This is a genomic window from Acinetobacter sp. LMB-5 (assembly GCF_001541635.1).
Classification (GTDB): Bacteria; Pseudomonadota; Gammaproteobacteria; order Pseudomonadales; family Moraxellaceae; genus Acinetobacter; species Acinetobacter pittii.
Genome location: NZ_LRDR01000006.1, coordinates 187,316 through 211,292 on the forward strand (window position 1 = coordinate 187,316; position 23,977 = coordinate 211,292).

Genomic DNA, 23,977 nt, shown 5'->3' on the forward strand with positions numbered 1-23,977 from the left:
AAATGGGGCTTTTTTTTACTTTTCAAGTACTTTTAGGATTGTTTGGACTGGGTCTTCTGTATTTCCAGAAATAAGCTGTTTATGCATAGTTAAATGTTGCATCACTTGAATTTGAGCGGTTTCTATATTCATCAATTTTTCTATTTCAGCTGCTAAATTTTCAGGTGTGGCATCAGCTTGAATTAGCTCTTCAATTACTTTTTTACCCGCAATAATATTAGGCAAAGAGTAATAAGGAATTTTCACCAAGAATTTAGCAATTAAATAAGTTAACCAATGCAATTTATAGAATGTGACCATTGGGCGATGCATGAGCATGGCTTCTAATGTCGCTGTTCCAGAAGCTAAAGCAATAACGTCACTCGCATTCATGACCATACGACCAATTTTCGATTCATTATCCGTATTTTCTAAAATATGAATTTTTGCTTTTAATTGAGGCGCTAATTGTTCAACACCCTGCTCAATCTGTTGTTTACGAGCATCATTAATTGCCGGAATTAAAAATTGAATGTCTGGATGTTTGGTATGCAAAATATTGGCAGCCCCCAGTAACATAGGAAGAAGACGCTCTACTTCACCTTTGCGGCTACCAGGTAACAAGGCAATATGCTTCTGATTTTCATCAATACCCAATTGCTGTTTGGCAATTTGAATTGGATTCTCAAATGGCAATTGTTTAGCTAGCGGATGTCCTACAAATGCTGCTGGAACTTCATATTGTTCATAAAAAACTTTTTCAAAAGGAAATAAGCAAAGTACTAAATCTATACTTTGTTTGATGCCATGAACACGTCCTTGGCGCCACGCCCAAACTGATGGGCTCACATATTGAACTGTTTTTATTGGAAGATTCTTTTCTTTAATACTTTTAGAAAGTCTGAGATTAAAATCTGGTGCATCAATACCAATAAAAATATCAACCGGATGTTGAGTCCATTGATTGATTAGACCATCACGCACGGCGAATAATTTTTTTAAATCTTTTAAGACCTCAACAATCCCCATCACAGATAGAGTTTCCATTGGGTAATAACTGTTAAAACCTTCAGCAATCATTTGAGGACCACCGATTCCCTCAAATTCAGCATCGATTCCCTGTTCTCGAAAACTACGCATAAGTTTCACACCAAGCGTATCTCCAGAAACTTCCCCAACTACAATACCTATTTTAAGTTTTCGGTTTGCCAAGGTGATTTACCCAAGAATTTGAAATAATGCATTCTAGCATAGAGGTTTATCAATCTTGAACTTGATCTATATATACTTACCAAGAGCGACCACAGCACAAGCTATCTAAAATTACACTCATTCACCATCTTTTAATCTAAATTAACAATGCAATTTGAATTGTAGCTTACATTTACAAACAATAAAATAAATGAGAATTATTTACATTATCTTTAATCTTATGAATATCCCACCTCGACCATTTAAGCTTACCGTAATCGCCTGCGCGATTTGTTATGCAAACCTCACCTATGCCCAAGATGCACAGGTACAAGCTTTACAGACGATCCAAGTTAAAGCCTCAAATGCTGAACAGTCTTCTGAACAAACTAAAGCATATAATGTTAAAAATTCGAGTAGTGCAACCAAGCTTAATATTGAGGCTAAAGAAACTCCTCAAACCATTAACGTTGTTACTCGTCAGCAAATTGAAGATTTCGGACTTACCAGTACCCGAGATATTTTAAGTAATACACCAGGTGTAACTGTAACTGGATTAGAAACAAACCGAACAACTTATACTGCTCGTGGTTTTGATATTTCAAACATTTTGGTTGATGGAATCGGTATCCCTCAAGTTGACAGCTATAACTATAATAATAGTGATGCAGATAGTTATTTCTATGATCGTGTTGAAATTGTCAAAGGTGCTGATGCCCTGACAAATGCTCTAGGGGATCCTGGCGCTACAATTAATTATATTCGTAAACGTCCCACTAAAGAATTTCAAGCAAATGCCGGGGTGAGCTATGGTTCATGGGATACACAACGTTATGAAGCGGATATCTCTGGTTCTCTTACACAAGATGGACGAGTACGAGGACGTCTTGTAGGTTATGAGAAAGTAGGAGATTCTTATCTAGACCGCTATTCAGAAGAAAAGAATGGCTTTCAAGGAATTTTAGAAGCTGACGTTACAGACACTACGAATGTTTCAGCAGGATATTCGAAAACTCGTCAATACGCTAATGGTTCTCAATGGGGTGCTCTACCCTTGGTTAACTCCAAAGGTGAACCATTAAGTTATTCTCGTAACTATAATTATGCACCGTCATGGACATACTACGATTGGGAAATAGATAATTATTTTGCCAATATTGAACAAAAATTATGGGGAGACTGGAAGTTAAGATTAGGCTATAACCTTAAGAAATCAGATGTTAAAGATAAAATGCTTTATCTCAGTGGTTTTCCTTCTGCTACTGACAATACGTCTGGTATTTCACTATATCCAGAAATTTATAATCAGAAATTTAAAGAAACTACTGCTAATGCAGACATTCAAGGTACTTTTAATTTATTAGGACAGCAACACGAAGCAAATATTGGTTATAACTGGTCAAAATATAGTGCTCAAAGTGTTTATTCGTATGGCAGTAGTTTAGGTGTTATTACCACAGACTTACCAAGCTGGACTCCTGAAGAACCGACTTGGGGAGACTTTACCTATGCAGACCCAGAAGAAAGAACCATGAAGTCCGTTTACGGTGCGACTCGTCTTCATTTAGGTGAGGATCTTAAATTTATCTTAGGTGCCAACTACACTGAAATCGACACTTTAGAATATAAAAAGAATAAAGTTTCTCCATATGCAGGTATTACATATAACTTTACTCCTGAATACACAGGTTATATGAGTTATACCTCTATTTTTAGACCACAAACTGTTATTGATCTTTCTACTAAACAAACAGCTGTACCAGTAGAGGGTGAAAGCTATGAATTAGGTGTAAAAAGCGCTTGGTTAGATGGGGCTTTAACAGGAAATATCGCCATCTTTAGAACAGATGAAGATAATTTTGCACTAAACCCATTATGGGATCCGCTTTATAACAAATACTCATCTCCAATCGGAACGATTAGATCGCAAGGTGTTGAGGTAGGATTAACTGGAAAATTAACTGATAACTTAGATTTGGTTTTTGGTTTTTCAACATTTAGTCTAAAAAATATGGAAACGGGTGAAAGAGGTAGACCTAATATCCCGACTCAAACGCTTAACGTTTTGGCATCTTATACTGTTCCACAGATTCCAAAGTTAAAAGTTGGTGCAAGCATTAAGTGGCAAGATGATATACATGATACCTCTTACTCAACTGTAAAACAGGATGCGTATGCATTGCTTAACGTTATGGCCAGTTATGATTTAAACGAACATGTACTGTTCCAAGTAAATGGTAACAACCTGACAAATGAAAAATATTTGACAGGTTTATCTGGTGGCCAAGGTTACTATGGCGCTCCAGCCAACTATACAGTTGCTGTAAAGTTTAAATATTAATACCGTAGCCAATCTCAATTTAGGGATTGGCTTTACTTATTATTCTTTGTTTATGTGTCAGTCAAGATGTCCAAAACTGTAAATCTCCCTGTGTCATATCGTATAAAAGTTTTCTATCGATTCTTGCTAGTTTTCGGTATGGGCTTTGCCTGTATGACGTATTTAAGTCTTGGACTCACTGGAATTTTCCTTTTGAATCTGGACAAAGCTGAGGCTATCTATCTTTCAGCATTTATATCGATTTTATTTTACGTAGTCTTTGTAATTGTTGGTTTCTGCATTCAATCATTAGTACGACTGACCATTTTATCAATCGCACTATTTGCCCTTTTCTTTATTGTGACACGGACGGTGGGTTATGCATAAAGGTATACGTCAATCTATGGCATGGCTACACTCATGGACTGGCTTAATTTTTGGATGGCTCGTATTTGCCATTTTCTTAATGGGTAGCCTATCTTATTACCGCCACGAAATTAATTTATGGATGCAGCCTGCACTTGCACAATATGAAGTAAAGCAAGATATTGCTATTAAAACAGCATATCAATATTTACAAGAAAACGCTCCAGATGCCAAATCTTGGTATTTAACAGTTGCAACACCAGAAAGTCCCGTCAACACTATGTATTGGGAAAAAGCTGACGGCGGTTATGGCAATGCCACACTTGATGCTAACACGGGAAAAGAGCTTCAACTTTCGGCAACTCTAGGCGGCGATTTTTTTTACCGTTTCCATTACCAACTTTTTGGAATTCCAATCATAGTTGGGCGATTAGTCGTATGTCTTGCCGCATTTATTATGCTGATTGCTTTGGTTTCAGGCATTATTACCCATAAAAAAATATTCACCGACTTTTTTACTTTACGCACATTTAAGTCTCAGCGCTCATGGCTAGACTTTCACAATATTTCTTCAGTCGTTGCTCTGCCCTTCTTTTTAACTATTACATTTACGGGCTTAGCTATTTTCTTTTATTTATATTTGCCTTGGGGAATGCAAAAGCTTTACCCTGAAAACCCTTATCAATATTTTACCGAAATCCGCACAAAGACTGTACTTGAGAATCAATCGATTCAGCCTGCTCAAAACTTAGCTATTGAGAAGCTGTTGAGCCAAGTTCAACAAAGTTGGGGCAACCAACCTTTATCAACAATGAGTGTAAAAAATCCAAATACCAATCAAGCTCAAATTACATTTATTCAAAAAGAAGACCGCACTATTACTCGAAATCAGCCTCAAATTACCTTAAATGCTTCAACTGGCAAAGTCTTGGCAGATACACGTAATAATAGTCCTATTGCAACGTTAAATGCGGGTGTCTATGGCCTGCACATGGCAACATTTGCTCAACCTTTACTTCGCTTAGGATTCTTTTTCTCAGGCATTTTAGGCTGTGTAATGATTTCCTCTGGTTTGTTACTCTGGAGTCTTAAACGACAAATTCAAAATAAGAATAGTAAGTTTCATTTTGGGCACTACTTAGTTGATCGATTAAATGTTGCAGCGTTTGTGGGATTACCTTCTGCAACTGTCGCCTATTTAAGCGCCAATCGATTATTTACAGTCACTTCAACCACAATCAATTATGAAATTTATAGCTTTTTCTTAGTTTGGTTAATCAGCTTAATCATTGCATTAATCACTAAAAAACAGCATTTGTGGCGAACTCAACTTAGCGTTTTTATTATGCTGTGTCTTGCACTTCCAATCTTAAATCTAATTTATTTACTTAAACATGAGTATGTTCAAAGCCTCAGTGATTATTGGATCTTTGCACGTGTAGATGTATTTTTGTGGCTATTTGCAGCTTTAGCCATTTTTATATTTTGCAAAATTCAACCTATCCAGCATAAAGCTGTCGCAAAAATTCAAAAAAAGCTGAATAAATTAAATACTGAGGTGAGCTCATGATTCTTATAGCTTTCATCTTAATTTTATTAGGGATGTATTTGTTGTTTATGGCGAGCGAAAAATATCGATCACCGAAATCAACAGGTCATTTCAAATCATTAGCTCAAAAATATTACCGGCACTTTAAAATAGCTGCATTCATGCTATTTGGTTTATGTGCATTTATTCTTATTCAACAATATAAATTTTCAATTGGTTTTGTCAGTTGGTGGATCTTTGCAACGCCATTAACTTTTATTCTTATACTTTTAATTAACCCACTAAAGTCATCAAAATAATCATTTTCTTTAAAAATGATGAAAAATAGTACAAGCTAAGCAAAATTTTCGTTGCTTAGCTTTTTTTTGCATAAGTAAATCATTATTCATGACAACTGTTTATCTCTAAAAGGAATAAGATATCTGCGTTTCGTGATAAGTGGCGATAAAGATGTCTGGTGCTTTTGAATTTATCTTAGCGGGTATGTTAGTTGGTTTCTGTGTAGGGATTACAGGAGTTGGTGGTGGATCATTAATGACACCAATTTTAATTAGCCTTTTTAGAATTGAACCTCATATCGCGATTGGTACCGATTTACTTTATGCTGCAATCTCAAAATTTTGTGGATCAATGGTTCACGCTAGAAAACTCAATATTGTCTGGCCAATTGTTTTATGGTTAGCCGTAGGTAGTATTCCTGCATCTTTCATTACTTCATGGGTACTTGAGCATTATTTAAGCCAGTCAACACACTATAAAGCTGTACTCACCATGGTGTTAGGTTTTATGTTGACCTTAACTGGTGTTTCCATCATTTTCCGTACGCGTATTGAGAAATTCTTTAATAAATTCAGAACTAAAGAAGTTACTCAAAGTGAAAATGAGCAGTTAGCAATCCATAAAAAACGTAGCTTTATCGTGATTATGGGTATCATTTTAGGTGTATTCGTAACTCTTTCATCAGTTGGTGCGGGTGCATTTGGAATAATGGCACTTGTGATTATGTTCCCGAACTTACCTATGATCCGAATTATTGGGTCGGATGTTGTACATGCAGTATTGCTTACCTTAGTGGCTGGCCTTGGACACATGAGTGCTGGTAACGTCGACTTTACACTTCTGATGTGGTTATTGGTGGGTTCAATTCCAGCAATTATTATTGGAACATTAATTAGCTCTCGTATGCCTGAACGTTTAATCCGAAAAATTCTAGGGATTACCCTATTTGCCCTCGGTGTTAACTTTATGGTTCATCCAGTCAAAGCAAAACCGAAAGCACCTGTGGTACAACAACAAGCAGTAGTTGCCGAAAAAACAGGCAACTCAACTGAAAGATAGTAAAATCAATAGGATTTTTCCAATCTGAAATACCATGAGATGTAGTATTTTCATAATTATTTCATGGTATATTCAGTACACAAAACAACCTTTAGTATGATCGAACCAGTGACAGCAATGACTACACATTCAAATTCCGTTTCAAAGCCAGATATCGACGACGTTAATATTAAAAGCATTCAAACTCTTGTAACACCAAATGAGCTTAAGTCAGAACTTCCTTTATCTGATGTTGCTTCGCAAACTGTTCTAAAAGGCCGCGAAACTATTCGTAATATTTTAGATGGTTCAGATAAACGTTTGTTTGTTGTTATTGGTCCTTGCTCTATTCACGACCCAAAAGCTGCTCACGAATATGCTGATCGCTTAAAAGCGCTAAGCGAAAAGGTTAAAGATACTCTATATCTAGTTATGCGTGTTTATTTTGAAAAACCACGTACAACAATTGGTTGGAAAGGCCTAATCAATGACCCTGATATGAATGACTCATTTAATATCGAAAAAGGTTTACGTATTGGCCGTAAACTCTTGCTTGAGTTGAATGAAAAAGGTTTGCCATGTGCAACTGAAGCACTCGATCCTAACTCTCCACAGTACTACCAAGACTTAATTTCATGGTCTGCAATTGGCGCACGTACAACAGAGAGCCAAACTCACCGTGAAATGTCTTCTGGCTTATCTTCACCAGTTGGTTTTAAAAATGGTACAGACGGTGGCTTAACTGTTGCAACCAATGCGATGCAATCTGTTAAATATGGCCATAGTTTCTTAGGTCTAAATGAAGACGGTCAGGTTTCAATTATTAATACAAATGGTAACCCTTATGCACACGTTGTATTACGTGGTGGTAATGGCAAACCGAACTATGACGCAGGCTCTGTTGCGGAAGCAGAAAATGCTTTAGCAAAAGCAAAAGTGAGCAACAAAATCATGATTGATGCGAGCCATGCTAACTCAAATAAAGACCCGTACTTACAACCGCTTGTTCTTAAAAATATTACTGAACAAATTTTAGATGGTAACAAGTCAATCGTAGGTATTATGGTCGAAAGTCACTTAAAAGGCGGCCGCCAAGATATTCCTGAAAATCTTTGTGACCTTGAATATGGTAAATCAGTAACTGATGGTTGTATCGATTGGGAAACTACTGAAAAGACATTGCTTGAAATGCATGAAGCTTTAAAAAATGTTTTACCAAACCGTTAATTCATCTTTTTACAATTGAAAATTAAGCCCTCATTTTTGAGGGCTTTTTTATTTTTTAATGGAACTCAAAATTAAACTAAATAAAAATAACTCAAAACAAAAGCAAAAAGCAGCACGGTTTCACTAATCTCAATTGCTGCACCAACTGTATCCCCTGTAATACCACCAATGCTTTTTATAAACACATGTCTCAAATAAACGAGACTTATTAAAAAACTAATGATGGCAATAAGCCCTTGCAACTCCCAATACAAAGGTAATAGTAGAACGAACCCAGTAATTATCCATGAAGCAGTTTTGGGTAAATGGTCTGTCAAAGAACGCCCTAAACCTTTTTCACGGACATAGGGTGTAGTTAAAAACAAAATAGATGGCACAATACGTCCAAGGCAAGGAACAAAGACTAAAAATAACGTTTGATGCTGTTCAATCAATACATAAACCAGTGCAAATTTGAGCAAACATATGATAACTAAGCTGAGAACTCCAATTGGGCCACAACTTGGATCCTTCATGATTTGTAAAGTACGCAGCTTGTCACCAAAACCGCCTATCCACGCATCTGCAGTATCCGCTAGCCCATCTAAATGCAATCCACCTGTCAGCCAAATCCATAAAGTGAGTATGATTGTCGTAAGTAAAAGAATGGGTAATTTGGCAAGAAGACAGGCAACAATAAAAAGTATGCCACCAATAATCAGCCCGACCAGCGGATAAAATAAAGTAGCTCGACCATTTTGTTGCGCCGTTGGTATAGTCCTTAACTCAATAGGCAGAACAGTTAAAAATTGCAATGCAATCCAAAAAGGTATCATATCCAAGTCTCTAACTGGTCTATATTTAAAAACAAATTGAATTATGAAGAAATAAAAATGGGAATAGCAATCCCTATTCCCATTAAAGACTTCAAAAACTGAAAATCTATTGCATTTGATAGCACTGTTTCAATTTGATGTAGTCATAGTAAAAACTAGTTGGTGTATAACGTGCATAGTTACATGTAGATTTAAACAAAGTTTCTTTTTCATTATAAAGCATTTTAACCAAAGTAGAGCCTTGGCTATTTTGATAAATATCCCACTGTACATTTGCAGCCATAGGTGAAACTACTTCACCGCGCCATGTGTTTGTTGAGTAATTATAAGTCTGGCGAAGCGGTAAAGGCTGCATCATATTATGTAAATCTAGACTGGTTGCTAGAGGAATAATAATTTCAGCATGGGCAAAACGTAAAACTGCTTTGTATGGTTGGGTTTTATTTACAACCGCATCAACTTGTTGGAACAAGTCCTGTTTGAGTCCTTGGGCAATTTCACTTGTGACTTGATTTGACTCTGTGAAACTTGGACCTTTTTCATAAAAATCATTCGCATCATTAAATTCAGCATAAAATTTTGCAGCATCTAACGGCATATATTTATCAAAATTAATACCTTTCAACTCATCTTTCATGCCGCCCGAAATTGAATAGAGCTCATAAATATAAGCTGCTGCATCTACTGCACTAGCAATCGTATTTTTGCCCTTACCTTTTTCTGTAATTTGCTCACCTTTAGGTGAAGTGACTGTAAAAGATCCAGTGTTGCTAAAACTATAACCTGTTGTACCAAGTTTTTTAATAAAGTCTGCTTTAAAAATCGGGCTGAGCACTGTTTGAGCTGTTTTTTCAGCCTCGGTATTTTTCGATAACTCATCTAACTTTTGTGCTAAATCTTTATTATTTTCTTCAAAATCTTGATAGGCCTGACTAGCATCATAAATTTTTTGTTGGCTAGCACTCAAGGGTTGAGCTAAGTCTTCGTCTGCATTCAAACTATGAAAATAGAGTTTGAAACGATCAACGCCACCATCTTCAACACTTGGCACGCTTTCACTCGATAAATTGGTATAAGACAATGGAACAATTTTATCTTTCAGTGGCGGTCGTTGTTTGATGAGTTCAGCAGTGAAGAATTTTGCGCTATCTACCGCACGATCCACTCCAGAACTTTGTACCAATATAGATGCTTGCGAGTTTAAAAGAGTTGGTAAGCGCTGTAATAAGCGATCGGCAATGCCGCGGTGTTCTAAAATACCAGTCATAGTTTCATTCCCATAACCATACTGGCGGATCCCTTCTACACCATAGCCTAATAAGATATTTGCCTTCATCATAGCTTCTAAATCAGCACCTAATTGCTCACCTAATGGTGTTAAGGCATTTTCTGCTTTTGCCTGTTTCCATAAATTATAAAGTGCCAAATCATATTTCAGACTTGAGAGACCTCTTGAACCGTGACGTGCTACTAGCTCTGTAAAAACTGGCTGGAATCCATTCGGTGTTTGTTCATAGTTTTTTATTTCTTGTTGAGGTTGATAAGGTGTTTTCGTTTGATAATATTTTGATTGGTTTGTAGATGGTGTAGTTTGAGCTCCTTGATCATCATTATCGTTACACGCAACGAGTAATAGTGATGCAGCGAGTATAGTTGTTTTAAATAAAATATTCATAAGCCAAATGTGTGATTAATAAGAAATGCCATTAGCTTAGATAGTAGTAATGACAATTCTATTACACAGGCTAAAATAATATTGTAAAAATAATAACTTACAAGTGTATAAAAATATAAAACTACTATCTTAACTTAAAAGTTATTTGACCATCTGTTTCATAAAATTCGAGTGAATATAATTTTCCGAGCTCTGCTGGCATTTTAAGTAAGTCATCTAGAGGTTGTTGTCTGGCTAAACAAGCCAATAGCTTAATTACACCGCCATGAGTAACAACTAAAGCATGCTGTAAGTTTTGCTTTTGCATATGCTTTAGCAAATCTTGAAAGCCTTTAAGAACCCTTATTTGAAACTGGTTTAATGTTTCTGCGCGAGGTGGACAATATTGACTCGGTTTTTGCCAAAAATTTGCAAGTAATTTGGGTGAGGTTTCATAAATTTGCTGAGTTGAGACGCCTTCCCAATCACCAAAATACATTTCCTTTAAGTCATGATTTAGAAGTAAAGGCAGCTGAGTTGTCTTCGCAAGTTGCTCAGCAAAACAAGCACAACGCTTTAATGATGAACTTATAATGACATCCCATGGCTGATTAGCCACTTGCTCAATGGTTGACTGCATTTGCTGCCAACCTTTTGCTGTTAACTCATCATCTAAATGGCCACGTAAAGTATGGCTATATTGACTTTCGCCATGTCTGAGCAAATCAATTCTAAATTTACCCAATTTTATCCCCGCTTACGGCAGCTTGAGCAAAGGTAGCCATTTGGTTGTGTAATACACATGCCATTTTAACCAATGCCAAAGCAGTGCCAGCACCACTACCTTCACCTAAACGTAAATTCATTTTTAAAATCGGCTCAGCATTGAGTTCTTGTAAAATACGTTGGTGGCCATATTCTGCCGATTGATGGCCAAAAAGCATCCAGTCACGCACTTTAGAATTCATTCGTACTGCGCATAAAGCAGCGACCGAACTAATAAAACCATCCACAATGATAGGTAAGCCCACCTGCGCACAGCGGATATAAGCACCTGTAATTGCCGCAATTTCCAAACCACCTACAACACATAGTGTTTTAAATACATCACCAACAACATGTTTATGATGAAGCTCAATGGCTTTTTCAATTACTTCAATTTTATGTCTTAACTGATCGGCACCAATTCCTGTACCAACTCCGGTTAATTGCTCGGCAGTATCATTTAATAAAAGACATGCTAAGGCAGAAGCAGAACAGGTATTTCCTATACCCATTTCACCAGCAATATAAATATCTGCACCTTTAGATTTGGCCGTGTCTACACTGTTTTTACCTAACTCTAAAGCAGCACGACATTCATCTGCATTCATTGCAGCTTGTTTGGCAAAATTTGCTGTGCCGGCACGAATACAATGACGTTCAACCCCTGCATATTCATATGCTTCACCAACTGTACCGCAATCAATCACTTGTAAATGAGCTTGATGATATTTGGCAATAACACTAATTGCTGCACCACCAGTCGTGAAGTTTTGTAACATTTGACGGGTAACGGCTTGAGGATATGCAGAGATATTTTCTTCAACCACGCCATGATCGCCAGCAAAAACTGTAATCCATGGATGGTTAATGTGTGGATGCGCATTTGATTGCAAACTAGCAAGTTTTACTGCTATCAGTTCTAGATCACCTAAGGCTCCAGTAGGTTTAGTGAGTTGAAGCTGGTGTTGCTCAGCTTGTTGTTTTGCGTCCACATCAGGTTGCTGTACAGATTGTAACCACCAGTTCATTTTATTTCTCACCTTTTAAAATCATTGGAAAACCAGCCACACAAAACACAACCTTATCTGCAATTTGCCCTAGAGCTTGATGTAGTCTGCCTGCTTCATCGACAAACCGACGACTGATCTCACCGAGTGGTACAACACCAAGACCAGTTTCATTACTTACTAAAATAATTTCTGACTGAAGCGTGGGTAAAATTTTTAACAGCTGCTCACATTCAAATTTCTGAACATTTTGATCTTCTAAAAGTAACAAATTGGTTAGCCAAAGTGTTAAACAATCCACAAGAATAATTTGATTAGGTCTATCAATTTTTTGCAGCATTTTTGATAAATATAAAGGTTCTTCAGCCAAGGACCAGTGAGAAGGACGCTGATTTTGATGATGGGTTATTCGACTTTGCATTTCAGAATCTAGCGCTTGCGCCGTTGCAACATAAGTGACAGCTAATTGCCTGTCTATTGCCGTTTGTTCAGCCAGTCGGCTTTTGCCAGAACGGGCTCCACCCAAAATCAGTTGCAACATGCATCACCTAAAAACAAATGCTGATACGGATATAACTTACCTTGTAAAGTTTGAGCTTGATAATAACCAAATGTTAAATGCTCAACTTTAAGGTCAAATTCAGCCTGTTTATATTGTACAGGTAATTCAGAAATTTTTTGTAAAATCAAATCACTACTATAGTCTGTTTTATACAACCCCAAAGTGATGTGTGGGCAATAATCTAAAGCCGCAATTTCATTAGAAACTAAACCTAACTTTTGGCGTATCTGAAATAAGATATTTTCAGTGTCTCCTATTTCTACAAATAGAGCACTACTAAAGCTATCGATTGAACCAATTTTTAAATGAAACGGAGCAAAATCTTCTTTTTTTAAGATTTCTCTTTGCTGCTCAAATTCACTCAAACTAAAGTCATCACTATAAACTCTGGTTTCGTGGTCTAAAAATCCACATATAAACAGCGTGATATGATATTGACGACTATTGGGTTCTAATAAGAATTCTGAAAAATGCGCGCGCAAGTCATCTAAATAATCAACTATTTTTTGATTATTAATTTCTAAATACCATAAAGCATAATTTTGCCGTCCAAGATGCCACTCAGGATAATCTCGTATAGATGTTGGCACCATGAACGTCGAGGGTTTTAGCAACACAGCTTTAATTCAAAATCATTCAATTCTTGTATTAAAGCATGTTTGCCTTTCAGTTGTAGAGCATAATTAAAAGGATTTAGGCATATTGAGTACGCGCTTTTTCTGAGTTGACAATATTCATGTTTAAAGGCTGTTTGCCTTGTTCAGAAAATAAATATTGAACTAATTGCGTTAACTCAACTTCAAGTTGTGCTTTTTGAGCAGCACTCATATCCAGTTTTTTAACTTGCTCGTGTAAATGTTTAATTGCATTAGTCTCTTCAATTTCTAAAAATTGAATCGCATAGGCATAACCCAAAGCAGCACCTTTTAATAGGTTTTTATAAGGTAAATTATGTGCAATATTTACCTCAATTGATGCGATTACTCTTTCATTATGAGTTAACTTGCGAAGTGGATCTCTTGCTACTCGTTGACAAGGGTCTTTAAATGCATATTCACATGAGTCTAGAAAGCTTTGTGCCATGCGGTCCAGATCTTTTGCATAATTAGGTAATACAATTGCAAGCCCTTGCTTTACTTCCCTAATTAAATTCTCTGCAAACGCTTTAACTGAATGATCCCCCATTGCGACGCCAATAGAATCATAACCTAGTAAAGATGCATACCAAGCAAGCATGGCATGCACGCCATTCCATAGTCGGTTTTTGATTAATTGAATGTCTGTAATCTGATTAACCAAGACAACTTGACGCAACTTTTCGAGTAAAGGGCTGCCTTTTTCTACATAAATTGGCATATCCGTTTCGCTATGAAACAGAATTAGATCCATGCTTTGTAATATATGGCCTGGCTGAAAATTACGGCGCATGTTATCAACATATAAAGATGCCTGATTTTGCTGATCTTGAGTCAATTTATTACAGTCTTCAATTTCGATTTGTTCCTCGTTTTCCACATCTTCTAAATGCTGTTCAAGAAAATTATGCTTAATACGAAGTTGGCGATATAAATTTTGATTAGATAGCTTTGAAACCATGCGGTTTACAACGGTGTCGCAAAAGTAATGTTCTTTTAAAATATGCTCAGTCACATCTTCATCGTTGGTCAATTCTAGTAGAGCTTCTCTAAGATGTTTCATAACTAAATATTTCGCACCGACTTTATTTAAAATAATTAGAAAAGTTAACGGCTCAATACATGTTTCAAGTGATGAGTTAAAACGTGCATATAGCCCTTTTGCAATTATTTTTGCCTCAACTTCGATGGCCTGTTCGGGTAAACACAGTGCGATCAAACTTGAATGGGTATACATCTCCAACATTTGTTGTTCGTTGTCAGAATCAACAATGGTCATATTCTCAATACGTTCATCATAAGAAAATTGCCCATAGCGAATGCTATATGTTCCAAATGCATTTACGGCTTCTCGAAAAAGACTATTACGTGTTGAAGCAATAATTCTTTTTGGTTTTGTGTACCCATCCCAATGTGACAAGATTTGCGCTACATAACCACCGCCAATAGCACCGAAACCATGTATTCCCACTGTCAGTTGATTCAGACTTTGCGGAAAAGGTTCCTGCATTTCTGGCATGTCCATAACAGGAATAAATTGGTCGAGATCGGTTAAAAAGTCATACATCTGATCATAATAAAAATGTGCTTTTTCCAGCATTTCGTCATTTGGTTCTTTAATATCTTTTAATAAAATCGTTAAACCTTTTGAAGTATGAGCTGAAGTTAAACCATTTTCAGAATCTTCAAACATAAGACACTGGTTAGCGTCCAAGTGAAGTTGACTAGCAGCTTTTAAAAAGATTTCTGGATGTGGCTTTCCTTGCTCTACTTCATCACCACAGGTAATCACATCAAAAAATTTATAAACATTCGCATTAATTAAATATTCTTCGGCAATTGCCCTACGGCTTGAAGTCGCAACAGCCATTCTTAAACCAGATTTTCGTAAACGTTCTAAAACTTGAACCAAACCTTTTTTAATCGGTACGCCGTGTTTTCGAATATATTCGAGTTCCATCTCATCAGCTTTTTTTCGAATTTCTTTATATGGAACATTTACGCCATATAGACGTTGAGCCAGTTGCTCAGCAGTAGTTGCACTTAAGCCTAAACATTGCATTAAATATTCGTGTGAAAATTCCTGTCCAATGAGTTCTTGAGATGCCTGTTGCAATGTTTGAAACCGTAATCGCTCAGTGTCAAACATTGTCCCATCCATATCGAAGATAGCTCCGTGAACAGGTTTTCCATGAAAAATAAGCACGTTTTTACCTCTTTTTTTGATCATGTTTTATTCAGGGTATACAAAAAAATCGCTAAAAAGGTAGGATGTTAATAAATGAAACATTAGTGGTTATTTTTTAATCAAAAACATACTCGAACTGTTACTGTATAGAGTTAAATGTCCAAAAGAGTTGAAATGTATAAATAACTATGAAATGAACTTTAACTACAAAAGCAGTAGGCCATCCTCGCCTACTGCTTTTGGTTAGTTCTTTTTGTTGCGCTGATAATGTTTATTTTTCTTTGTTCCATTTACCGCTAGTTGAACCTGCCTATTTTTATAATATCCTGCAGGCGCTCACATACCAGAAATCAACTCATCTTTTTCAACATCATTATTATTGGAGTCTCTGGTATAACTTTAAATCGCCTAAAACTTAGCATTAAAGTAGTAGACGTTAAACTTAATTACTAGAATATTCCTCAACTTTCAATATAGATAATGATAATCATTTACATTTAATAATGCAAGTTTATTTTATTATTTTTTTAATTTATTAAGGAATACCTATGATTTATAGATATTCCCTATCTCACTTCATATTAATAATTAAATGTATAACTGAGGCCGTAAGTACGTCCTTCAGCTGGTATACTTTCTACAAGACCATATACTTTTTCTGCTTGTTGACTATAGACAGTTCGATAGTCTCTATTCCAAACATTATATACACCAAAATCTATACGTCCTTTCCAAGCTGGAAAATGAGCCAAAACATCCATCGTGCTATAGCCCTTAATTTTTACAGCTGAAAGTGAACCATCTTTTACTGCTTCATTTGTACCTTTTATAGCAAGAATTTGCATACGAGCACCATATCCTTCATCACTGTTCCACTCGGCAAAAACAGTACCTTTGATTGGTGAAACTTGAAAAGCATTCAACTCTTTCCATTTACCATCCGTATCTTTATATTGACCTCGCGTATAACCCAGTGTTCCCCCAACTTTAAACTCTTCCATAAATGGGTAGGTCGCCGTTAGTTCAGCACCATATACACGTTGGTCTTTGTCCATAACCTCAGCAACAGTTTCTTTATTACTGTTCTTGTAGAATTGAACAACTTTATCTGAGGTATTATAGAAACCCGTTATACCTAGATTTAGGCTTTGCTCCCCTTGTAAACGCCAGCCTAGTTCATAGCTGTTTACACTAATAGGTTGAATATTCGCTGTTGAGATATTAAATGCATCACGCATCATCCGTTGTACATCTGGAAAGCTAAAACCTTGAGAGAAATTAGCAAATATTTGCTGCTCATCTGTTAATTTATATATCGCTCCCAAATTGAATAAAACAGCATCGTCATTTACAGATCCGCTTGGCTGTATGCCATTTTTAGTCGAGTACTGTTCTGTTTCAGCTTTGATATATTGGTAACGAGTACCAGCCTGGACATTCATACGGTCTGTTAAAGCGTAATCACCTTGTATAAAAATGCCAGCACTTTGAATTGTTGTATTTGGACCGGCATCGGAAGTTTTACCTGTAGGTTTATAGGTCAAACCTGTATTAAACGCTGTGAAATGCTCATAATGTTGATGATCTTTTTCATGTTCATAATCTAAACCATAAGTTAGATTAAGATCACGATTCATAATATTTAAATCACTTTGTACTGTTGAACGCAGACCAGCCACTTCGATTTCAGATTGAGATTGCTTTGCTTCTGTACCTTCCCCTCCTAAAAAGACTGGAAAGAAACGAGCATCTTCTTTACGGTAATATCCTTCTAAATTTAAGACCTGACCTAAAATATCTTTATTTTGGTATTGAGTGTTGAATGCATAGCGCTCTGTAAAAGGCTGATTAGATATTTCTAAACCCTTTTTCCCAATATATGAGTTAGGCGCTCCTCCATAAATATAATTTTTCCCATAATCAGGACCATAATTCGTATCTTGTTCATCCTTATAATACTGTGCACCCAAACTTAGTGATTGGTTATCAGTTAAATCTATATTTATACGACTATTAATATCAATTGTATCAGTATCAGGACGGCTACCTTGCATAGGTGCTATAGCAATACGATCACCATGGCTATCGAACTGAGATCCGCGACTAGTGAAATTAGCCCCTAAGAAACCATTTATATTATCTTTATTAAATGAAATAGATTGGCCAATATCATAAGCTAGACTATCACTCCGAAATGTATCGGAAGACGTAATACCAAGTTTAGTTTCAAAACTTACTGGTTTAGTCGAATCAGCACGTTTCGTAATAATATTAATAATCCCGCCGGTAGAACCTGATCCATAAATACTTGTAGCTCCTGAAAGAACTTCAATACGTTCAATCATGCCTGGACTAATACTATTTAGCTGCCGAGCAACATCGCGTGATCCATTTTGTGATACGCCGTCAATCATAATCATGACATCACGACCACGCATTGTTTGCCCATAGTTGGTAGTCGTTCCACTACTTACCCCAAGTGATGGAACCAACTGAGCGAGTATATCGGCAATTTTTCGTCCAGCATTTGCCTGTTGTTCAATTTGCTGCTTTTCAATCGTTTGAACTGTGCCGGCAATTTCAGCAATATTTTTGGGCGTCCTTGTCGCCGTCACTATAATTTTTTGCAATTGAGCTACAGGCTTTTGTGTCGGTTGATTATTAAGGATTTCCTTTTCAATATTTGTATTTGCATAAACCTGCTGCGCAAATACTGCTGCTAGAGCAATACAACAAGGTTTTAATTTAAAATACTGTGATTCAGCACACATCAGATGATTTGAGTTAGCCCGAACCTTTTTGTATTGATTCATTTTCCCTTTCTCCAAACCCAAAAGTTATTAGATAGTTATAAGGTTCGGCATAATACTAAATATAAATAATAATGAGAATTGTTTTTATTAAAAGAACTTGATTTAATACTACCTATCTTAAAATTAGTTAATTTAGTGAGATAAGAAAAAGATTTATATTACTCATCAAGTACATCAACAAATTGAGCATTTAAGAGTTGTGCTAGATCTTTCGGGTTTAAGCCAATATCTAGTCCCCGTTTTCCTCCACTCACATAGATTTTGCTGAACTCTTGTGCAGATGCATCAATAACGGTTTTTAAGCGTTTCTTTTGACCTAACGGACTAATCCCTCCGACCAAATATCCTGTTAAACGTTCAGCGTCTTTAGGATTAGCCATTTGCAATTTTTTACAGCCAAACGCCATAGCCACTTTTTTTAAATTTAATTGGTGATTAACTGGCAATATTGCAACAAAAAAATTCTTATCATCGCTAACCATCAATGTTTTGAATACTTCCCTTACATCTAAATTTAGTTTTTCTGCTGCTTCTAATCCAAAACTTTTAGCATTTGAATCATGTTCATATTCATGAATAGAAAATTCGATTTTATTACTTTTTAACAGTCTACATGCAGGAGTCATAATAAGTAGTGTTATAGATGAAATTATTTGGATTATAGTTTTTTTAGAAAAATTTTTAAATTCGCTTAGGCTATTTACAAGAATTACATAAAAAATCAAACAGCAACTGAATAAAAAATAATCTCAACTTGATATTCATGGCTCGACTCCATATATTTTATTTAGATTTAAGTCTGAGCTGACAATTTTATGAGTTATAAACACAACAATCTGATGGCTATGCGTCACCGTTTTTGGGATGAATCTTCAGATTATGTCTTAAATGAAAAGCAGTTTTTACAGCAGACGTTAATTGAACAACGCATCTTTAATAACGCAACACTCGAGGATGTTAAGTATTTTTTCTATACCTTACCCAGCATTATTATTGTAAAAGCTCATGCACTTGGTTTTATGCATGATTCAGTCAAACAAATGTTATTACTGCATATTCAGTCCAATCGCCTTCACTTAATGCAAAAGTCTGAATTGAAGATCCAATTTAAAATGTAATTTAAGTTTTTGTGAAAGATCCGTTTTTACCCTAGTTTTACTCACCTGAACGCTGTAAGTTTCTTAAATTTTAAAATTGCTTAGGCTATTTTAAAGTTAATGAAATAAAGATAGCCATTTCGACTGATCATTCAGTCTGAGAGAACTATTTTAATACGCTCAAAACATGTAATATTCGTTACAATTTTAGATCACCAGCGTTTGGCTGCATGATGCGCATAGGATTCTATTTTCATGTCAAATCAGAAAGATAAGCTTAAGAGTTTAAAAACTTCTTCCATGGATCGACGCTTATCAATCGCGAAAGCTTCTTTACTTGCAGGAACACGTTGGGCAACTGCAAGTGCCTCTTCTTTATTTTCTAATGAGGAAGAAAAAGAAAAGAAACGCAAAAAAGCGATGAGCGAGCAAGCTAATTATCTGGTTTCTGAAATAGGTAAACTTAAGGGTTCTATTGTTAAGATTGGCCAAATGATGGCCCTTTATGGTGAGCATTTTTTACCTGAAGAAATTACACAAGCACTAAACACCTTAAATAACCAGACAGTTGCTTTAGATTGGCCTGCAATTAAGCCGCACCTTCAAGAGCAATTGGGCGCTAAATTAAATGATTTAACAATTGATCATGAGCCAATTGGTACGGCCTCTCTCGCACAAGTACACCGTGCAACGCGTAAATCAGATGGTTTAGAGTTAGTTTTAAAGATTCAATATCCGGGCGTTGCAAATGCTATTGACTCCGATATGAGCTTGTTTAAAAACATGCTTAAACTGACGCGTATGGTTCCACAAACCCGTGAATTTGATCAGTGGTTTGATGAAGTACGTGAAATGATGCATCGCGAAGTTGACTATGATGTTGAAGCTGCCACTACTCGTCGCTTTGGTGAACGCTTAAAAGATGATGAGCGCTATATTGTTCCTACAATTGTAGATGAATATTGCACAAATCAAGTGCTCTGTATGACTTTTGAACGTGGTGTGCCAATTAATAGCCCTGTGATGTTGTCATTACCTCAAGAACGTCGTAATCAACTCGGTGAAGCGTCATTAGAGATTGCCGTTCGTGAAATTTTTGAATGGGGTGAAATGCAAACTGACCCTAACTTTGGTAATTACCTTGTTCGTTTAGGTAATGGCCAAGACATTCAAGACAAAATTGTATTATTAGATTTTGGTGCTATTCGCCAGTTTGATGAACACTTGCTATCAGTTGCCCGTCAACTCATTCAGGCAGGTTATCAACATAATAAAGATGCAATGGTCAAAGCCATGACTGGTTACGAGTTCTTTGATGCAATGCCTGAAAGTATTAAACCAGGTATGGCTGATGTCTTTTTACTTGCTACAGAAGCATTCAGTACTCCTGCAAATAACCCAGATATGCCCGCTGGTCTTATGGATGAACACGAACGTTATGACTGGAAGAAAAGCCAGCTTCATAGCCGTGTTATGCAACAAGCTAGTAAATCAATGGCTTCACGTTATTTTTCAGTTCCGCCAAAAGAGTTTATGTTTATTAGCCGTAAATTCATTGGAGCCTACACATTTATGACGGTTATTGATGCAAAAACCAATGTGCGACGTATGATTCGTAACTTTGCTTGATTTAATGAAAGACTAGAATGATTCCATGTCATTCTAGTCAATCCTTCTCGGCTCCCCAACATTACAATTATTTTAAATAAATAAAATCAAAAACTTATAATTTTCTTATTTTCTATTTACCATTTATCTACTCATTTTTCGAATGTCAGTAACGACATAGTTTTTTAATATAAGGCGTGTCAGCATAAAACAATAACAATGTGTTAGGACACCATAATCATGACAAGTATGATCAATAAAGCTCAGGGTTTGGGTTTATCGCTGATCACAAGATTGGCTGGAAGCGATGTACTTGATCAACTCAAGTTGCGTAAATTTGTTGAAAAATCTCTTTATCAAGGTTCAAAAGCTGGCTTTAGAGCATTAACGCAGACTCAAAAAGCATTTAAGCCCGAGCAAATCTCTCAACAACGTTTACCTCGCCAACAAAAAAATTTATTTGATTTAAGTTTAACCGAAGAACAACAAATGACTTCTGAAGCAATGTCTCAATTTGCTCAAGAGGTTTTATTGGGGTTAGCTCATAATGCCGATCAGGAAGCTCAGTTTCCTGAAAGTCTTTGGCAATATGTTGAAGATTTAGGACTTAACTACTATGCACTTCCAGAAGCACTCGGTGGAGTAGCGGCCGAACAAAATATCGTTAGTAACTTATTAATTGCTGAAAAACTAGCTGAAGGTGATTTCAGTCTTACAGCAGGATTACTCAGTACATTTAGCGTTATTAATGCAATCACACGTTGGGGTTCTGCTGAAGTTCAGTCGATGTACCTACCATGTTTTGCAGAAGACTCAGACATTACAGCAACTTTTGCTGTTCAAGAAACAACTCCAGCATTTAACCCTTATGTTTTAAAAACAAAAGCATCACTTGAAAATGATCAGTTTTTTATTGATGGTGAAAAAACATTAGTGATTTTAGGCGATTTAGCTGATGTATTTTTAGTAAGTGCAGACTTTAACGGCAAGCCAGACGTATTCGTCGTGCAGTGTAATGAAACAATTTCAATAAAAAACACTCCGGCCATGGGTCTTAAAGCGACAGAAACAGCAACTCTTCGCTTTAATCACACTCCTGCTCTACGTTTAGGTGCAACAGATTTTGATTACACAGCCTTTGTAGATTTAGGCAACTTAATGTGGTGTGCAATGGCTGTAGGTACATGTGAAGCTGTAAAAGCTTACTGTATTAAATATGCCAATGAACGAACCGCGTTCGGTGAACCTATTTCACATCGTCAAAGTGTCGCTTTCATGATTGCAGATATGGCAATTGAAATTGATGCAATGCGTATGTTGATTTTAAATGCAGCAAGCCTTGCAGAGTCAGGCAAGCCATTTCACCGCGAAGCTTACTTAGCCCATCTACTTTGTGCTGAAAAATCCATGAAAATTGGCACAGACGGTGTGCAAATTCTTGGTGGACATGGTTTCACAAAAGAACATCCTGTTGAACGTTGGTACCGCGATTTACGGGCTACTGCAATTTTACAATCTGGCTTACATGCTTAAAAGATCAATCAGAGGATACTTTAATGAATTTACAAAATCCTAAAAAATTCAAAATGATGATTGATCAGGCACATGATGTTGCGATCAATGTTTTACGCCCTATTTCTCGCAAATATGATAAAGCTGAACATGCATATCCAAAAGAACTTGATATGCTTGCCTCCCTCATTGATGGCATGAATGAAGGTGGTGAAGGAATTAATGCTGGTGCTGCGGGTGCTGGAAAGCGCGGTGATACCGACAATGAAGGTATTCGCAATGGAACCAACATGTCGACTGCTCTTGGAATTATTGAGATGTGTTATGGCGATACAGGCTTATTACTGAGTATGCCTCGTCAGGGTCTTGGAAACTCAGCAATTGCTGCTGTCGCAAATGATGAGCAATTAGAACGGTTCAAAGGAACATGGGCAGCAATGGCCATCACAGAACCTGGTTGTGGCTCCGACTCTGCCGCTATCCGTACCACGGCAACTAAAGATGGCAATGACTACATTCTAAATGGTGAAAAGATTTTTGTGACCTCAGGTGAACGAGCAGACTCTGTCGTTGTTTGGGCCACACTTGATCGCAAACTTGGCCGTGCAGCTATTAAATCATTTGTAGTGCCCAAAGGTACGCCTGGCATGAAGGTCGAACGTCTCGAACATAAATTAGGAATTAAAGCATCAGATACGGCAGTGATTAGTTTTATTGACTGCCGTGTACCTGCTGAGAACCTTTTGGGTAATGCCGAAGTGGATGTTGCTAAAGGTTTTGCTGGTGTAATGGAAACTTTTGACAATACTCGGCCTTTAGTTGCAGCAATGGCAATCGGTTGTGCAAAAGCTTCACTAGAGCGTATTAAAGAGATTTTTAAAGATCAGCTTGATCCTGACTACTCGACTCCCTATTTGCATGCTTCTAACCTTGCAGCACAAATCTACCGTATGGAGGCTGAATGGGAAGCTGCTCGTCTGCTCATGTTAAAAGCAACATGGATGGCTGATAACAAAAAGCCAAATTCTAAAGAAGCTTCTATTGCAAAAGCAAAAGCAGGTCGTGTTGGTAACGAGATCACTTTAAAATGTGTCGAGTTAGCAGCAAGTGTTGGCTATAACGAAGATGAACTACTTGAGAAATGGGCACGTGATTCAAAGATTCTTGATATTTTTGAAGGTACTCAGCAAATTCAACAATTAATTATTGCGCGTCGTGAGCTTGGTAAATCTTCCAGTGAATTAAAATAAAAAAGACGCAAGAGAATCTAAACTCTCTTGCTTCATAACTCTAAGATTTATCTAAAAGATAAAACCCTCTAATCACATGATTAGAGGGTTTGGTATTTCAGGAATATATATTATTTATTCAA

20 protein-coding genes and 1 pseudogene are annotated in these 23,977 nt (G+C 36.6%); 10 read left to right on the top strand and 11 right to left on the bottom strand.

Going from position 1 to position 23,977, the window contains the following annotated elements; genetic code table 11:
- Positions 1 to 15 precede the first annotated feature (15 nt).
- Positions 16 to 1,191, bottom strand: coding sequence for a lipid-A-disaccharide synthase (gene lpxB / locus AW165_RS09790; RefSeq protein WP_060465701.1), 1,176 nt, complete (start codon positions 1,189 to 1,191; stop codon positions 16 to 18).
- Between the two features lie 220 nt (positions 1,192 to 1,411).
- Here lpxB and AW165_RS09795 point away from each other — a divergent pair, with 220 nt between their 5' ends.
- The 4 genes from AW165_RS09795 (at position 1,412) to AW165_RS09810 (ending at position 5,704) form a co-directional block, all read left to right on the top strand.
- The gene (locus AW165_RS09795; protein WP_060465702.1) at positions 1,412 to 3,511 is read left to right on the top strand and encodes a TonB-dependent siderophore receptor; all 2,100 of its coding nucleotides are present in this window, start codon (positions 1,412 to 1,414) and stop codon (positions 3,509 to 3,511) included.
- Positions 3,512 to 3,577: 66 nt separating this feature from the next.
- A complete protein-coding gene (locus tag AW165_RS09800; RefSeq protein WP_005802273.1) occupies positions 3,578 to 3,877 on the top strand; it encodes a hypothetical protein in 300 nt (99 codons plus the stop codon).
- A complete protein-coding gene (locus AW165_RS09805; RefSeq protein WP_060465703.1) occupies positions 3,870 to 5,426 on the top strand; it encodes a PepSY-associated TM helix domain-containing protein in 1,557 nt (518 codons plus the stop codon). The genes AW165_RS09800 and AW165_RS09805 overlap by 8 nt, the downstream gene beginning before the upstream one ends.
- On the top strand, positions 5,423 to 5,704 hold the full coding sequence (locus AW165_RS09810) for a hypothetical protein (RefSeq protein WP_017482232.1): 282 nt from the start codon (positions 5,423 to 5,425) through the stop codon (positions 5,702 to 5,704). The genes AW165_RS09805 and AW165_RS09810 overlap by 4 nt, the downstream gene beginning before the upstream one ends.
- Here AW165_RS09810 and AW165_RS19200 read toward each other — a convergent pair.
- Positions 5,679 to 5,794: pseudogene (locus tag AW165_RS19200) on the bottom strand (hypothetical protein). The gene AW165_RS09810 and the pseudogene AW165_RS19200 sit on opposite strands and share 26 nt — an antisense overlap.
- 61 nt (positions 5,795 to 5,855) lie before the next feature.
- Here AW165_RS19200 and AW165_RS09815 point away from each other — a divergent pair.
- Both AW165_RS09815 and AW165_RS09820 read left to right on the top strand, forming a co-directional pair.
- A complete protein-coding gene (locus AW165_RS09815) occupies positions 5,856 to 6,743 on the top strand; it encodes a sulfite exporter TauE/SafE family protein (RefSeq protein ID WP_017482233.1) in 888 nt (295 codons plus the stop codon).
- Positions 6,744 to 6,839: 96 nt separating this feature from the next.
- Complete coding sequence (locus tag AW165_RS09820; RefSeq protein ID WP_078220773.1) at positions 6,840 to 7,949, top strand: 3-deoxy-7-phosphoheptulonate synthase; 1,110 nt, start codon at positions 6,840 to 6,842, stop codon at positions 7,947 to 7,949.
- Between the two features lie 71 nt (positions 7,950 to 8,020).
- Here AW165_RS09820 and AW165_RS09825 read toward each other — a convergent pair whose 3' ends face one another.
- The 9 genes from AW165_RS09825 to ybaK form a co-directional block, all read right to left on the bottom strand.
- The gene (locus AW165_RS09825) at positions 8,021 to 8,764 is read right to left on the bottom strand and encodes an adenosylcobinamide-GDP ribazoletransferase (RefSeq protein WP_060465704.1); all 744 of its coding nucleotides are present in this window, start codon (positions 8,762 to 8,764) and stop codon (positions 8,021 to 8,023) included.
- Between the two features lie 106 nt (positions 8,765 to 8,870).
- Complete coding sequence (locus AW165_RS09830) at positions 8,871 to 10,439, bottom strand: histidine-type phosphatase (protein ID WP_060465705.1); 1,569 nt, start codon at positions 10,437 to 10,439, stop codon at positions 8,871 to 8,873.
- A 124-nt stretch (positions 10,440 to 10,563) separates the two neighbouring features.
- Positions 10,564 to 11,163 (bottom strand): histidine phosphatase family protein, encoded by a 600-nt coding sequence (locus tag AW165_RS09835; protein ID WP_060465706.1) that lies wholly within the window; start codon positions 11,161 to 11,163, stop codon positions 10,564 to 10,566.
- Positions 11,156 to 12,211 (bottom strand): nicotinate-nucleotide--dimethylbenzimidazole phosphoribosyltransferase, encoded by a 1,056-nt coding sequence (cobT, locus tag AW165_RS09840; RefSeq protein WP_060465707.1) that lies wholly within the window; start codon positions 12,209 to 12,211, stop codon positions 11,156 to 11,158. The genes AW165_RS09835 and cobT overlap by 8 nt, the downstream gene beginning before the upstream one ends.
- A gap of 1 nt (position 12,212) precedes the next feature.
- A complete protein-coding gene (gene cobU, locus AW165_RS09845) occupies positions 12,213 to 12,731 on the bottom strand; it encodes a bifunctional adenosylcobinamide kinase/adenosylcobinamide-phosphate guanylyltransferase (protein ID WP_060465708.1) in 519 nt (172 codons plus the stop codon).
- Positions 12,719 to 13,345 (bottom strand): 2'-5' RNA ligase family protein, encoded by a 627-nt coding sequence (locus AW165_RS09850; RefSeq protein WP_060465709.1) that lies wholly within the window; start codon positions 13,343 to 13,345, stop codon positions 12,719 to 12,721. Before AW165_RS09850 ends, cobU begins: the two co-directional genes overlap by 13 nt.
- Positions 13,346 to 13,445: 100 nt before the next feature.
- On the bottom strand, positions 13,446 to 15,593 hold the full coding sequence (gene mtlD / locus AW165_RS09855; protein ID WP_060465796.1) for a bifunctional mannitol-1-phosphate dehydrogenase/phosphatase: 2,148 nt from the start codon (positions 15,591 to 15,593) through the stop codon (positions 13,446 to 13,448).
- A 563-nt stretch (positions 15,594 to 16,156) separates the two neighbouring features.
- Positions 16,157 to 18,388, bottom strand: coding sequence for a TonB-dependent receptor (locus AW165_RS09860; RefSeq protein WP_081410600.1), 2,232 nt, complete (start codon positions 18,386 to 18,388; stop codon positions 16,157 to 16,159).
- A 158-nt stretch (positions 18,389 to 18,546) separates the two neighbouring features.
- A complete protein-coding gene (gene ybaK / locus AW165_RS09865) occupies positions 18,547 to 19,014 on the bottom strand; it encodes a Cys-tRNA(Pro) deacylase (protein WP_060465711.1) in 468 nt (155 codons plus the stop codon).
- Between the two features lie 189 nt (positions 19,015 to 19,203).
- Between ybaK and AW165_RS09870 the strand changes: the two genes are divergently transcribed.
- From AW165_RS09870 to AW165_RS09885, 4 genes are all read left to right on the top strand, one after another.
- Entirely contained in the window at positions 19,204 to 19,506 is a 303-nt protein-coding gene (locus AW165_RS09870) for a hypothetical protein (protein WP_060465712.1), read from the top strand.
- A 234-nt stretch (positions 19,507 to 19,740) separates the two neighbouring features.
- Positions 19,741 to 21,114 carry an ABC1 kinase family protein gene (locus AW165_RS09875; RefSeq protein WP_017386866.1) on the top strand — a complete coding sequence of 458 codons (1,374 nt, stop codon included), beginning with the start codon at positions 19,741 to 19,743 and terminating at the stop codon, positions 21,112 to 21,114.
- Positions 21,115 to 21,342: 228 nt separating this feature from the next.
- Positions 21,343 to 22,626 carry an acyl-CoA dehydrogenase family protein gene (locus AW165_RS09880; RefSeq protein WP_171254249.1) on the top strand — a complete coding sequence of 428 codons (1,284 nt, stop codon included), beginning with the start codon at positions 21,343 to 21,345 and terminating at the stop codon, positions 22,624 to 22,626.
- 23 nt (positions 22,627 to 22,649) lie between these two features.
- Entirely contained in the window at positions 22,650 to 23,855 is a 1,206-nt protein-coding gene (locus tag AW165_RS09885; RefSeq protein WP_014206631.1) for an acyl-CoA dehydrogenase family protein, read from the top strand.
- Positions 23,856 to 23,977: the final 122 nt, after the last annotated feature.

Bases quoted from the DNA above. Each gene is read 5' to 3' on its own strand.
- AW165_RS09795 (WP_060465702.1), top strand. From the start codon at position 1,412: ATGAATATCCCACCTCGACCATTTAAGCTTACCGTAATCGCCTGCGCG.
- AW165_RS09800 (WP_005802273.1), top strand. From the start codon at position 3,578: ATGTCCAAAACTGTAAATCTCCCTGTGTCATATCGTATAAAAGTTTTC.
- AW165_RS09805 (WP_060465703.1), top strand. From the start codon at position 3,870: ATGCATAAAGGTATACGTCAATCTATGGCATGGCTACACTCATGGACT.
- AW165_RS09810 (WP_017482232.1), top strand. From the start codon at position 5,423: ATGATTCTTATAGCTTTCATCTTAATTTTATTAGGGATGTATTTGTTG.
- AW165_RS09815 (WP_017482233.1), top strand. From the start codon at position 5,856: ATGTCTGGTGCTTTTGAATTTATCTTAGCGGGTATGTTAGTTGGTTTC.
- AW165_RS09820 (WP_078220773.1), top strand. From the start codon at position 6,840: ATGATCGAACCAGTGACAGCAATGACTACACATTCAAATTCCGTTTCA.
- AW165_RS09825 (WP_060465704.1), bottom strand. From the start codon at position 8,764: ATGATACCTTTTTGGATTGCATTGCAATTTTTAACTGTTCTGCCTATT.
- AW165_RS09830 (WP_060465705.1), bottom strand. From the start codon at position 10,439: ATGAATATTTTATTTAAAACAACTATACTCGCTGCATCACTATTACTC.
- cobT (WP_060465707.1), bottom strand. From the start codon at position 12,211: ATGAACTGGTGGTTACAATCTGTACAGCAACCTGATGTGGACGCAAAA.
- cobU (WP_060465708.1), bottom strand. From the start codon at position 12,731: ATGTTGCAACTGATTTTGGGTGGAGCCCGTTCTGGCAAAAGCCGACTG.
- AW165_RS09850 (WP_060465709.1), bottom strand. From the start codon at position 13,345: ATGGTGCCAACATCTATACGAGATTATCCTGAGTGGCATCTTGGACGG.
- AW165_RS09860 (WP_081410600.1), bottom strand. From the start codon at position 18,388: ATGAATCAATACAAAAAGGTTCGGGCTAACTCAAATCATCTGATGTGT.
- ybaK (WP_060465711.1), bottom strand. From the start codon at position 19,014: ATGACTCCTGCATGTAGACTGTTAAAAAGTAATAAAATCGAATTTTCT.
- AW165_RS09870 (WP_060465712.1), top strand. From the start codon at position 19,204: ATGAGTTATAAACACAACAATCTGATGGCTATGCGTCACCGTTTTTGG.
- AW165_RS09875 (WP_017386866.1), top strand. From the start codon at position 19,741: ATGTCAAATCAGAAAGATAAGCTTAAGAGTTTAAAAACTTCTTCCATG.
- AW165_RS09880 (WP_171254249.1), top strand. From the start codon at position 21,343: ATGATCAATAAAGCTCAGGGTTTGGGTTTATCGCTGATCACAAGATTG.
- AW165_RS09885 (WP_014206631.1), top strand. From the start codon at position 22,650: ATGAATTTACAAAATCCTAAAAAATTCAAAATGATGATTGATCAGGCA.